Genomic DNA, 12,479 nt, shown 5'->3' with positions numbered 1-12,479 from the left:
CGCGCTTGCGTAACGCTGTTCCGCCGCCGGTGTTCCGGAGGGTTAACGCACGATCTGCGGAAGGAGGCCGCCGGCCGCCAGGGCCAGCGAGCCCAGGACCGCCACGTGGAAGACCAGGCCGACGATCACCGTGCGCTTGACCGACCAGCGGGCGTCGGCGGCGAAGGCGTGGGCCAGGTCGTCCTGCAGGCGGCGGGCCGGTCCGATCACGGACACGTCGCTGTCGTCGGCCAGTCGCGGCGCGGGCCGCGCCCGCGGCGGCGGAAAGGCCAGGCTAGGGTCCTCGAGACGTTCGACTTCGAAAATCCGCTGCTTCTGCATGGATGCGCTCCCCGTTTCTGAGGTGGAGCTTGCGACGCGTGTGGATAACAAACCGTGCTCATCGACCGCGGTTCGGTGCGGCGGCGTGTCGCGGACCCGACGGAGCCGGGGCGAAGGGGCAAAAAGAAAGGGCCGGCTCCTTTCGGAACCGGCCCCCTTCAGGCGATGGCTTCGAGCCTAGTACTCGAAGCGGACGCCCACCTTGAACGTCCGGCCGACCAGACCCGGATAGTGGAAGGTCGTCAGGAAGTTGGGCGCGCTGGCGTAGGCGGCCGGAGCCACCGGCGCGCGGGCGTCGAACAGGTTGCCGACGTTGCCGTACACCGTGAAGCCTTCCTTCACGCGCGCGGAGGCGTTCAGGTCGACGTTCACGAAGCGCTTGATGTAGCAGAACTTGTTCCCGATCGTGGCGTTGCCCGGCGAGTACAGATTGTTGGTCGCGCAGTCGGTGCCGGCCCGTTGGTCCTGGGCCACTTCGGCGATCTTGCCGACCCAGTAGGTGGTGGCCGACACGGTGTAGCGGCCGAACTCGACCGAGTTCTGCCAGTTGCCGCGCCAGTCGGGCGTGCCGTTGCCCGACGACAGCTGGTACGGACCCAGGGTGCCCGCGTACTTCTGCACGCCCTTGCTGGTGTGCAGGTCGTACTGGAGCACGTGCGTCACCTCGATCCGGCTGGTGAACTTGCCGTCATAGGGCAGGTTCACCTTGGCCGTGGCCGAGAAGTCGACGCCCGAGGTCAGCGAGTAGTTCGCGTTGACGAACGGGGCGTTGATGATCAGCACGCGGGGCAGGGCGGTCGGGTACAGCGGGTCGATGGCGTCGACCAGGTTGCACGAATAGCCCGCGCCCACCGCCGCGACGGCCGCGCAGGCGTCGGTGACGTTGGTCTTGGAGTAGTAGGCCGCGCGCGCGTCGGCCATCAGCGGGCCGGCGACGATCAGGTCTGACTTCTTCACGTTGTAGTAGTCGACCGTCATGCTGAGCCACGGGAAGGGCTCGGCGATCATGCCGACGGTGTAGCTGCGCGAGGTTTCCGGCTTCAGGTCCGGATTGCCCACGTAGCCGCCGCCCAGATTGTACTGCTGGGCGTAGGGGTTGGTGTTGCCGGCCGAGACCAGGCCGCCGTGGGCGTTCTGGAACGAGTTCGGCGGGGCGTAGGTCGAGAAGCCGGCGTACTGGCTGCGCGGACCGGATTCAGCGAAGGTCGGCGCGCGGAAGCCTTCCGAATAGGTGCCGCGGAACGCCACCTGCTTCACCGGCGTGTATTTCACGCCGATCTTCGGCGAGAAGTGGCTGAAGCCTTCCGAATAGTGGTCGTAACGGCCGCCCAGGTTGACTTCCAGGTTGTCGAGCACCGGCGCCAGCAGTTCGGCGTAGGCGGCCGACACCGTGTGCTCGCCGAAGGCCGACGAGGTGGTCAGGGTGTAGGTGTCCAGCTTTTCGTTCTGGTTGTTGTTGACCAGCTTTTCCTTGCGGACCTGGGCGCCGACGGCCAGTTGCATGTCGCCGCCGGGCAGGGCCCACAGGCGCTTGGTGACCGAGGCGTCCAGCGACACCATCGACGAGTGCGACGGGGTGGTGATGGTCGGCGAGATGAAGTTGCGGACCGCCGCGGTGTTCTGCGACGGGTTCACGAAGTTGTAGGCGCCCGTGTTGATCGCGTTCATCAGGTTCGCGATGTTCAGGAAGCCGAACTGGTCGATGCTCAGGTTGTCCTTGGCCCCAACCGCTTCAACGCGCCAGTTCCAGTCGCCGTCGATGTCGCCCTTCAGGCCCGCGGTGCCGCGGTACACTTCGTTGGTGCGGTCGCTGCCGGCCGGCAGGTCGCCGAACAGGTAGTAGATCCGCGCCGCGCCGTTGGCCGGGTCGTTGGCGAAAGCGGCGGCGTAGGGGTTGTTCGGGTTCAGGCGACGGCCGGCCGCGGTCGGGTCGGCGCAGTTGGCGCCCGAGGTGCAGATCCACACCGGCAGCACGATGCCCGGGTTGTTCGAGGCCAGGGCGGCGGCGCCGCCGAAGGGCTGCGTGTTCCGGATGGCGCGCGGCTGGTTGATGATGCTGACGAAGTCGTACGAGTAGCTGCCGGTGACGTAGCCCTCGACGTGATCGCTGAAGCGCTTGCTGATGCGGCCGTTGACCGCGTAGCGCTTCTGCTTGGGCGCGATCTGGTTGTACTGGTCGACCAGATTGTACTTGCAGCCCGTGCCGCGCGCGCCGCCGCTGGTGACGGTGTAGCTGCCGTTGGCGCAGTTCGTGTTCAGCGAGGTGTAGTTGCTGTACGGCTGGGTCGCGCCCGAAGAGTCGACATAGGTGCCGTCCGGGAACGCCAGGACGCCGCCCGAGAGCGGGTTGTTCAGGTTGCTCTGGGTGGTGCGGACCACCACGGCGTTCGGGCTGGCGGTGTTGATCGAGTCATCGCCGCGGTTGTTGTCCAGGCCGCCGATCGAGGTCAGATCCTGGGTGTTGTAGGGGAAACCCCGGTCGTGGCTGGCCACGCGGCCGTCCGTCTGGAATTCGCCGTTGATGTAGACGTTGAAGCCGCTGGCCGAATAGTCGCCATAGCCCAGCGTCAGGTCGAAGCGCTTGTGCTCGGCGTCGCCGCGGTCGGATTCACCGACTTCCGCGCTGCCGGCAATGCCTTGGAACTGCGGCTTGAGGATCAGGTTGACCACGCCGCCGATGGCGTCGGCGCCGTAGGTCGACGACGCGCCGTCCTTCAGCACCTCGACGCGGTCGATCAGGCTGAACGGGATGCTGTTGAGGTCGACATAGGCGTTGTGGCCGTCGTCGTTGATCGGGAAGTTGGTCGAACGCAGGCCGTCGATCAGGACCAGGGTCGAGGACACGCCCAGGCCGCGCAGCGAGACGGCCGAGCCGCCGGCGCTGAAGCCGCTCTGGAAGCCGGTGCCGATCGAACCGGCGCCGTCGGCCGAGACCGAGCGGATCGCGTCGGTCGCGGTCGTGAGGCCGGCGCGCTGCAGGTTCTCCGAGGTCAGCACGGTGACGGGCGAGGGGGTTTCGGTGTCCGTGCGACGGAACAGCGAACCGGTGACGACGATCTCTTCGACCTCGGTCTGGTCGGCGGCCGGAGCGGCGGTCTGGGCGGTCGCCGAGCTCGCGGCGAACAGGCCGGCGGCGACGCCGCAGATCATCGACGACGCAAGCAGGCGCTCACGCAAGAGTTTAGTTGTCAAGATACATCCCCAATGTAGTGACCACGCCGTTGGAGGCGCGAACGAGTCACCGACTCAGCTTTTCTGACCCCGGCGTTAGAACGGCTACAGATCAACGAGACGCACGGTCAACAATCATTGCATTAATGAAATGTAACGTGGTTCTTTTGTCACATAATCGAGACTTATCGTGTCACGATAGAAACATCCGACAAGTTATCGTTTGTCGATAGCCCAACGCGCGCGGACGTAGAGCGGGCCGGGGCCGGCCAGCCGGTACAGCCTATGCGCGTGACCAGGCTGGCCGGCTAGAGCGCGGTGATCTTGAGTTTCAGGCCCAGCAGGGCGGCCAGGGCGCCCGCTCTTTTGGCGGTCTGCTCCCCCAGAAGCAGGTCGGCGTAGCCCGGCTCGGCGGTCAGCAGCAGGTCGCCCTTGTCGATGGACAGGCGCGAGCGGGCCAGCAGGGGCGCGCTTCGGCCGGACAGGTCGCAGCCCAGGCGGATGGCCGCGCCCACGGCCCGGGCCCGCTTCAGCCGGGCCGGCGTGAGCAGGCGCTCCAGCACGTCCACCTCCGGCGGCGTGAAGGCCGTGGCGTGGCGCGCGAAGGCCGCAGCGGCCAGGAAGGCCCGTTCGGCGTGGGTCTGGCCGGCGATCGGGGCGCGCAGCACCTGCTCGAACACCAGGTCGGCGCGATGGTCCGGGTGCAGGCGCGCGCCCAGGTCGGCCAGACGGCAGGCGGCCGAGACCAGGACCGCGTCGCGCTCGCCGAAACAGGGCGGCAGCTGGTCCAGGGCCGGCGTCAGCCATGTGTCGAGCGCCGCGCCCAGTTCGTCGGCGACGCCTTGTCGAGCCCCCAGCGACGCGCAGCCCTCGATCAGCGGATCCAGCCGACGCACGCCGGGCGGCATGGCCTCGAATAGCAGGCCCTCGCGCACGCCGTAGGCCGAGATCTCGATGCGCTTGAGGTCCAGGCTCTCGATCAGCTGCTCCAGCACCACGGCGGCGTAGGGCAGGGTCTCCGAGCGCTTGCGGCTCATGCCCTCGATGCGCTCCAGCGAGCTCTTGGACTGGTGGGCGACCAGGCGGGCCGCCTCCAGGGCCTCGGCGCGGCCGATGCTGTACTGGTGGACGACGTGCAGCGGATAGCCCGTCAGGCGCATGTGCAGCAGGGCCAGGTTGCGCCAGGCGCCGCCCACGGCGTGGAAGACGTCGGTCTTGAACGCCTCGGCCACCGGGGCTAGGCGCTGGGCGCACAGGCGGCGCACCTTCTCCAGGTCGAAGCCGTCCGAAACGCCCAGGCTGAACGGGCCCAGGGGCAGGGTGACGCCCAGGCCCGCGCCGGTGGCCTCCAGGCGGATCAGCTCCAGGCTGGCGCCGCCCAGGTCGCCGACCACGCCGGTGGCGTCCGGCGCGCCGGCCAGCACGCCCAGGGCGGCGTAGCGGGCCTCTTCCTCGCCCGACAGCACGCGGGTAGAGAAGCCGGTCTCGGCCAGGATCTGCTTGACGAAGGCCGCGCCGTCCTTGGCCTCGCGCACGGCGGCGGTGGCGGCGATGAAGGTCTCGGCCGGCTTGACGGCCTCCAGCACGGCGCGGAAGCGCTTGAGCGCCGCCAGGGTCTGGGCCACGCCCTCGGGGTTCAGCTTGCCGCCGTCGCCCAGGTCACGGCCCAGCCCCGCCAGGACCTTCTCGTTGAAGACGGTCCAGATGGCGCGGCCTTCCAGCCGGTACACCACCAGGCGGACCGAGTTGGAGCCGATATCGATAACGGCCGCGTCGCGCGGCGCCGCAAAAGGCATGGGGGTGGTTTAGCGCATTGGGCGGGGAGGGGAAGGCGCCGCACGGAAAAAGCTGTCGACCGTCGCGTGCGCCGCCTCCTCTAGGACAGCGGATGCGCCGTGACCAGCGGCAGGGGCTCGTTCAGGGTCTTGCGGCAGGCCCGCACGCGCCAGCCCGACGGGCCCTTCTCGTAATAGCAGGCGCCGAAGCTGACCGGCCGGCCGTGCTCGCGGCGCCCGCCCTTGGTCATGGCGTAGGTCGCGTCGGGGCTGACCAGCAGGTGCTCGATCGGCTTGGGGCGACCTGGTCCTTTGGCCGGACAGCGGCCCCACGGGCGGCCGTGCTCCATGACCTTCCAGCCGGAGCGGTAGATCACACCGGACTTGAACAGCGCCCGCTCGTGGACCTTGGCCCAGGCCAGGTCGGCGGCGTCGCCGGCCTGGGCGTCGCCGGGCGCGGCGGGCAGGGCGAAGATCGCGCAGATGTCGGCCTGCTCGGCCAGACGCGGTCCGCAGGCGGTGAGACCAAAGGCCGCCAGGACGGCTATGAGAGACCGCCTCATCCCCGCTTGCGCGGACCCACGTGGTCGAACGCCTGCGGCAGGTCCTTCACCTTGTGGCCCCGGCCCGACAGGCTGGGATTGGTCATGAAGTACTCGTGGGCCGAGAAGGCGCCCTTGCGGTCCCAGGCCGGGTCGCGAGCGTAGTGGCCTTCCGGGTCGAGGTTCCAGCTCTGGGCCTCGTCGTTGAGGTTGGCGACCATGATCTGGTTCAGCACCTGCTGGTGCACGGTGGGGTTCTCGACCGGCACCAGGCTCTCCACCCGGCGGTCCAGGTTGCGCGGCATCCAGTCGGCCGAGCTGATGAAGACCCGGGTCTGCGGGCTGGGCATGGCCCCGCCGTTGGCGAAGGCCACGATGCGGGCGTGCTCCAGGAACCGGCCGACGATCGACTTGACCCGGATGTTCTCCGACAGCCCCTTGATGCCCGGCCGCAAGCAGCAGATGCCGCGCACCACCAGGTCGATCTGCACGCCGTCCTGGCTGGCCGAATAGAGCGCGTCGATGATCTGCGGGTCGACCACGGCGTTCATCTTGGCCCAGATCGCCGCCGGCTTGCCCTCGCGGGCGTTGCGGGCCTCGGCCGCGATCATGGTCAGCAGGTCCGGCTTCAGCGTCTCGGGCGAGAAGCTCAGCTTCTCCAGCCGCCCGGGCTGGGCGTAGCCGGTGATGAAGTTGAACAGCTTGCCGCCGTCGCGCCCCAGGGCCGGGTCGCAGGTGAACAGCGACAAATCCGTATAAACGCGGGCCGTCTGGGGGTGATAATTCCCGGTGCCGAAGTGGCAGTAGGTGCGCAAGGAGCTGTCGCCCTCGCGCCGCACCACCACCGACAGCTTGGCGTGGGTCTTCCAGTCGACGAAGCCGAACACCACGTGCACGCCCGCCCGCTCCAGGTCGCGGGCCCACTTGAGGTTATTCTCCTCGTCGAAGCGCGCCTTGATCTCGACCAGGGCGGTGACGTTCTTGCCGTTGTCGGCCGCCTCGATCAGGGCCGCCACGATCGGGCTGTCCTTGGACGTGCGGTACAGGGTCTGCTTGATCGCCAGCACGTTGGGATCGCGCGCCGCCTGGCGGATGAACTGGACCACCACGTCGAAGCTCTCGAACGGGTGGTGGACCAGGATGTCCTTCTCGCGGATCGCCGCGAAGCAGTCGCCGCCGTGGTCGCGGATGCGCTCGGGGAAGCGGGCGTTGAACGGCTTGAACTTCAGGTCCGGACGGTCGGGCGGGATCAGCTCTGCCATCTGGGCCAGGCCCAGCTTGCCGTCGACCAGCACCACGTCCTCGGGCAGGGCGCGCAGGCCCTCGATGATGAAGGCGCGCAGGTCCTCGGGCATGGTGGTCTGGATCTTGACCCGCACCACGCGGCCCAGGCGGCGCTTCTTCAGCCGCGCCTCGAACTCGCGCACCAGGTCCTCGGCCTCTTCCTCGATCTCCAGGTCGCTGTCGCGGATCAGGCGGAACAGGCCGCGGCCCTCGACCTCGTAGCCGGGGAACAGGTGGTCCAGGAACAGGATGATGAAGCTTTCCAGCGCCACGATCCGCCGCTCGCGCTTGCGCGTGCTCTTGGCCGGGGTCTGGCTCAGCTCCCAGAACCGCTGCACCTGGCTGGGCACCGGCACCAGGGCGTACAGGTGCTTGTCGTCGGCGATGCGGCGCAGCTTCAGCGCCAGGCAGAACCCCAGGTTCGGGATGAACGGGAACGGGTGGGCCGGATCGATCGCCAGGGGCGTCAGCACCGGGAACATCCGGGTCAGGAAGATCTCCTCGGCCCGCTCGCGGTCGGCGCCGACGATGTCCTTGGCGTCCAGCAGCTTGAGGCCTTCGCCCCACAGCTCGGCCCGCACCTCGCGCCAGATCTTCTGCTGCTCGGCCATCAGCTCGGCGGCCGAGGCGTTGATCCGCGCCAGCTGCTCGCCCGGCGTCAGCCCGTCCTGGCTGACCACCCGCACGCCCTCGCGCACCTGGCCCTTCAGGCCGGCCACGCGGACCATGTAGAATTCGTCGAGGTTGTTGGCCGAGATCGACAGGAACCGCAGCCGCTCCAGCAGCGGGTGGCGCGGATTGCCGCTCTCCTCCAGCACCCGCCAGTTGAAGGCCAGCCACGAGGTCTCGCGGTTGAAGAACCGCTCCGGCGCGGCCAGCAGCTCGTCGTCCAGCCGCAGGCCCGCCAGGTCCGGCGCGGCCGGCGAAGGCGCGGCGGGCAGGTCGAGGGCTGTGGCGTCGTCGGGCATGGGGAACTCCGTTTACCGCGTACAGAGTGAAGGACGGTGGTGACAGGAGCAAGACAAAGACAGGTCTTGGCGCCCCTCACGCGCGCGGCGTCGCAAGCTTTGCCTGGAAGAAGTTCCCAAAGGTTTGCGTTCGGCCAAGTTCCTCCACGCCCGCCCAAAGGTTGTCATCCCGGAAAGCGCGCAGCGCTTGTCCGGGACCCAGGAGACTGGGCGAAGGCGGTGCGGTTCACCTGGGTCCCGGCTCTACGCTTCGCTTCGGCCGGGATGACAACCATTTGGGGGCGATGAGGAAAGACGCGGCGGACCTCAGTCCTCGCCGTCGTCGTCCCCGCCGAAATCCAGCACCGACAGGGCCAGCGCCTTGTTCACCTCGCGTCCCTGCTCGATGGACGCCTCGTCCAGGGCCGCCACCGCCGCCAGGACCTCGGCCGCCGAGCGGGGCAGGCGGGCCATCAGGTAGGGATAGAGGTCGCCCGCCGGCCGGATGCCCGCCGCCTCGAAGGCGCGGCGCAGCACGGCCTCCAGCACGATGTCGTCGGGCTCCATGACCCGGGCCACGGTCAGGGCGTTCAGCCGCGAGCGCAGGTCGGGCACCGCGGCCTCCCAGGCCACGGGGGCCAGGCGGCCGGTCAGCAGCAGGCTGCCGCCGTCGACCCCGGCCATGTTGATCAGGTGGAACAGGGTCTCGTCGTCGACCAGGTCGCCCTCGGACCGGCGGTCGGCGTCCTCGACCAGCAGCGGCCGGCCGCGCAGGGCGGCCAGGTCCAGCGGCTTATTGCCCGTGGAAGCCGCCTCGATGGTCACGGCCCCGGTCCGCGCCGCCCAGTCGCGCGCCAGGTGCGACTTGCCCGTGCCCGCCGGCCCGACCAGGGCCATCCGCCCGTCGGGCCAGGCCGGCCAGGCGTCCAGCCCCTCCAGCGCCTCGAGATTGGTCGGCGACGACGCGAACGACTCCCGATCCCAGCAGGGCGGGGCGGTCAGCGGCAGTCGGAACTGACGGGGCAAGGCGGCGTCCGGGGCGGTTTACTCTGTTGCCGGAGATATAGGCCGGGTTGTGGGGGAGGGCGAGGGCGTGCGGCGGGTTGGCTGGGGATGAGGGGCGGGGAGGTGTGGATGGGATGGCATTAGGTCGAAACAGGCCTACTTGCATGCATCAATGAACTGATCTTGAATTGATAAAAAGTTCGGCAATCTTGCTTTCCGAAAAACATGGAGAGGGGAGTTGATAATATCCAACTTAACGATCGCGAACGAGAGCGACGCACTGCATCACGTTTGGCTTCGACTAAAAAGATATCAAAATATACAATATACCTATGAAATTCTTCGCAAACATCACGATATACCTGAACGGTATAAAAAGTTCGCAAAAAAGCAATCGGAGCAAATTAGGCACTGCCTAATCCAAGCGGAAGAATACGCCACCGCCGCCAATGCGGTTAGCTACGCCACAAATCCACTTTTATACTATTATTCAATTATGTCTCTAGCTCTAGCCGAGGTTCTGTACAAGCAAGATGGCGACAGCAGTCTTGACCGCGTTCGCAACAGCCACGGCCACCACGGACTGGAATTGAAGGGAGTGGACACCCTGCCGGTTGGGGCCCCCCTTGAAGTTTCTGCCGCCGCCCTTCGGGCCGTGCCGCATCAAAATGGAACGGGACGAGCCGGCACCTTTGAGCTGTGGCATAGAAGCGCCCGGGAACTCCCCATAGTCGGAAAACACACCACATATTTCTTGGAGGGAACGCGAAATGAAACCTACGCCACACTTGGAATTGGCGCAGACAAGAGATTCCCACTTTTGAGATGCGAGGGAATGACCCTCCTGGATTGTTACTCAAATATGCCAAGGATGGCAAAATTCCTGGAAGATCATCAACTAAGGAGTAAAATTTGCCGATCAACAATGTCAGTTGACACAAGACACGCAGAAAGAACAAATATAACATGCCTATCCATACACCCTCAAAACAGAGAGACTATAGAAAATACCGTAAAATCATTCGGATTTGGGCCTAACTCGTTCGAATCTCTACAAATAGACACCATGTATTCAGGGTACATAATAAGACTTAGAGATCGAACAGATATGCCGCCGTCAATATTTCAATTGCCAAATGCAATACAAGAGAATTGCTCAAATATATGGTTTTGCGAAGATAATCAAAGTTTAAACGAGTTTGGGTTGTATTATTTAGCTTTGTATATTGTTGGAATGTACGCGAGATACTATCCAGATAAATGGATGCTGGAAATCGAGAAATCGACACCGCTCGCACTATCGGTAATGGAACTTATTGCGGCGGCAAACGATCGAGTTCCAGTAATAATACTCGGAGAATTTTCTAGATCCATGATAGTTCGCCGGTGACCATTCAGGAATTTACTCAATCCATCGCCGCCTGGCGCGCCCGCATCACCAAGCCCGCCGGGCCGTTGGGCAACGCCTCGCGGGCCGTGCAGCGGAAGATCAACACGATCATCCCCGAGAAGGTCCACGCCGCGATCACCGCCGCCATGGAGGCGATGACCAAGGCGATCCTGACCGGGGCCGACTTCGCCACGGCCTCGCCGTTGCGGGACGCCACGCTGGAGCAGCGCGAGGCCAAGGTCGCGGCCGCCATCCAGGGCTGGAAGACCGCCGCCGGGGCCGAGGGCGGGGTGGCGGGGGCGGGCGGGTTCCTGCTGGCGGCGGCCGACTTCCCGCTGCTGATGAGCTTCAAGCTCAAGTTGCTGTTCGAGATCGCCGCCCTCTACGGCCATGACGGGAGCGTGCTGAGCGAGCGGCTCTATATCCTGCACATCTTCGAGCTGGCCTTCTCCGACGTCGAGCACCGCGTGAAGGTGCTGGAGGCCATGGACGACTGGGACACGCGCGAGCATCCGACCGACCTGAAGGCCTTCGATTGGCGGTCGTTCCAGCAGCAGTACCGCGACCACATCGACCTGGCCAAGCTGGCCCAGCTGCTGCCCGTGGTCGGCGCCCCGGTCGGGGCCGTGGTCAACTGGCGGCTGACGGCGCACCTGGGGAAGACGGCGATGATGGCGTACCGGATGCGGTGGCTGGCGGCGGAAGGCGAGGGCGCCTGACGACCTTTCCCTCCCCCTCGTGGGGAGGCTGGCCCTGGCGGAGCCAGGGTCGGGTGGGGTTTGATGCGCCAATCGGCCTGGACGCCGGAGGCCCCACCCACCAGCTTCGCTGGTCCCCCCTCCCCACGAGGGGAAGGGAAGGATTGAAAGACACATGCCGCTACCCACCACCCGCGCCAGCCGCCTGATCCCCGCCGCGCCAGACGCCGTCTGGAACGCCCTGATGGACCCCGAGATCCTGGTCCGATGGCTGCCGCCCGGCGACATGACCGGCCGGATGCACGCTTTCGACGGCCGGGTGGGCGGCGGGTTCGAGATGTCGCTCTACTATCCGGAAGGCGAGACCGGACACGTCGGCAAGACCGCCGAGCGCGAGGACCGCACCCGCGTGCGTTTCGCGGCCATCACGCCGGGCCGCCGGGTGGTCTGGGCGGTGCTGTTCGATACCGACGCCCCGGCGCTGAAGGGCGAGATGACCATCACCGTCTCGCTGGAGCCGGCCGAGGGCGGCACGCGGGTGACCTTCCTGTCGGAGAACCTGCCGCCGGGGCTGCGGCCGGCGGACAACAAGGAGGGCTCGAAGGAGAGCCTGAAGAAGCTGGCGGGGTGGTTCGGGGGCTAGGGCACGCCTCGCATCAAGGCGCCGCCGCCTAAATCCCCTCTCTCATAGAGAGAGGGAGGGGCCCGCCGCGAAGCGGTGGGAGGGTGAGAGGTTACAATCTCTCAGGAAAAGGCTCCGACGAGGAGCGGCATGACTTGGCGGCCGCGATGAGGGTGGAAGTCTGGACTCCCCTGGCGGCGCTCGGCGGCGCGGGGTTTGCCGGCAGGCGGTGAAACCTCTCACCCTCCCACCGCCTGCGGCGGCGGGCCCCTCCCTCTCTCAAAGAGAGAGGGATTTGGATGCGTCTATCCTATGCGGATAGCGAACGAACCTCAGCGATTTCAACGCCTTGAACTTTCTCAACCCCGATCTGTCCCCACCTTCCAAACCAGCCGTATCCTTTACCCACCTCGCCGCACCGGAAAGGGCGCATGGCCAGCGACCGATGCGGCGGCGGGGGGCGATCGAGCGGGACTGGGCTGGAGGGGGTTACTCCAGCGTGTCCGGGGACTCCCATCGTTGGGGAGCCCGCCCGCCGTCGGCGTCGAACGGGGACAAAGCGCGTGTTTGCCCTTAGGCCCGCGCCCCCGGCGGCCGGGAAAGCTGGAAACAGCCGCCCCGGGTCCGGCTAAGCCTCAACAGGGCTGCCCACCGGACGCTGGCGGATAACGCATCGCGCGGAGCGACTGGCTTCGTCGAAACGGTACACACTTTTGCACTCCGG

At 66.5% G+C, this 12,479-nt stretch carries 9 protein-coding genes; 3 read left to right on the top strand and 6 right to left on the bottom strand.

The features are described 5' to 3' along the window. Nucleotides 1–42: 42 nt before the first annotated feature. The 6 genes from BR39_RS0117460 to BR39_RS0117435 all read right to left on the bottom strand — a co-directional run bounded on the left by BR39_RS0117460 (nt 43) and on the right by BR39_RS0117435 (nt 9,066). Complete coding sequence (locus tag BR39_RS0117460; RefSeq protein ID WP_051695865.1) at nt 43–321, bottom strand: hypothetical protein; 279 nt, start codon at nt 319–321, stop codon at nt 43–45. A 177-nt stretch (nt 322–498) separates the two neighbouring features. After that, a complete protein-coding gene (locus BR39_RS0117455; protein ID WP_231499497.1) occupies nt 499–3,513 on the bottom strand; it encodes a TonB-dependent receptor domain-containing protein in 3,015 nt (1,004 codons plus the stop codon). Nucleotides 3,514–3,800: 287 nt separating this feature from the next. Continuing rightward, entirely contained in the window at nt 3,801–5,288 is a 1,488-nt protein-coding gene (locus BR39_RS0117450; protein ID WP_029914557.1) for a Ppx/GppA phosphatase family protein, read from the bottom strand. Between the two features lie 80 nt (nt 5,289–5,368). Beyond that, nucleotides 5,369–5,830, bottom strand: a complete 462-nt coding sequence (locus tag BR39_RS0117445; protein ID WP_029914556.1) for a hypothetical protein — start codon at nt 5,828–5,830, stop codon at nt 5,369–5,371. Continuing rightward, nucleotides 5,827–8,061 (bottom strand): RNA degradosome polyphosphate kinase, encoded by a 2,235-nt coding sequence (locus BR39_RS0117440; RefSeq protein ID WP_029914555.1) that lies wholly within the window; start codon nt 8,059–8,061, stop codon nt 5,827–5,829. The genes BR39_RS0117445 and BR39_RS0117440 overlap by 4 nt, the downstream gene beginning before the upstream one ends. 306 nt (nt 8,062–8,367) lie before the next feature. Continuing rightward, complete coding sequence (locus BR39_RS0117435; protein WP_029914553.1) at nt 8,368–9,066, bottom strand: chromosomal replication initiator protein DnaA; 699 nt, start codon at nt 9,064–9,066, stop codon at nt 8,368–8,370. Nucleotides 9,067–9,283: 217 nt separating this feature from the next. On the opposite strand from BR39_RS0117435, the gene BR39_RS26575 reads away from it, so the two are divergent. The 3 genes from BR39_RS26575 to BR39_RS0117425 all read left to right on the top strand — a co-directional run bounded on the left by BR39_RS26575 (nt 9,284) and on the right by BR39_RS0117425 (nt 11,776). Beyond that, complete coding sequence (locus tag BR39_RS26575) at nt 9,284–10,435, top strand: hypothetical protein (protein WP_156035817.1); 1,152 nt, start codon at nt 9,284–9,286, stop codon at nt 10,433–10,435. Further along, nucleotides 10,432–11,154, top strand: a complete 723-nt coding sequence (locus BR39_RS0117430; RefSeq protein ID WP_231499496.1) for an EcsC family protein — start codon at nt 10,432–10,434, stop codon at nt 11,152–11,154. The genes BR39_RS26575 and BR39_RS0117430 overlap by 4 nt, the downstream gene beginning before the upstream one ends. A 154-nt stretch (nt 11,155–11,308) precedes the next feature. Next, nucleotides 11,309–11,776 (top strand): SRPBCC domain-containing protein, encoded by a 468-nt coding sequence (locus BR39_RS0117425; RefSeq protein WP_029914551.1) that lies wholly within the window; start codon nt 11,309–11,311, stop codon nt 11,774–11,776. Nucleotides 11,777–12,479: the final 703 nt, after the last annotated feature.

The organism is Caulobacter sp. UNC358MFTsu5.1, from assembly GCF_000712075.1.
Taxonomy (GTDB): domain Bacteria; phylum Pseudomonadota; class Alphaproteobacteria; order Caulobacterales; family Caulobacteraceae; genus Caulobacter.
The sequence above is the reverse complement of the archived record's forward strand: the minus strand, read 5'-3'. Positions and strand labels throughout refer to the sequence as shown.

Coding starts and splice junctions, on each gene's coding strand:
- BR39_RS0117460 (WP_051695865.1), bottom strand. CDS start 321: ATGCAGAAGCAGCGGATTTTCGAAGTCGAACGTCTCGAGGACCCTAGC.
- BR39_RS0117450 (WP_029914557.1), bottom strand. CDS start 5,288: ATGCCTTTTGCGGCGCCGCGCGACGCGGCCGTTATCGATATCGGCTCC.
- BR39_RS0117445 (WP_029914556.1), bottom strand. CDS start 5,830: ATGAGGCGGTCTCTCATAGCCGTCCTGGCGGCCTTTGGTCTCACCGCC.
- BR39_RS0117440 (WP_029914555.1), bottom strand. CDS start 8,061: ATGCCCGACGACGCCACAGCCCTCGACCTGCCCGCCGCGCCTTCGCCG.
- BR39_RS0117425 (WP_029914551.1), top strand. CDS start 11,309: ATGCCGCTACCCACCACCCGCGCCAGCCGCCTGATCCCCGCCGCGCCA.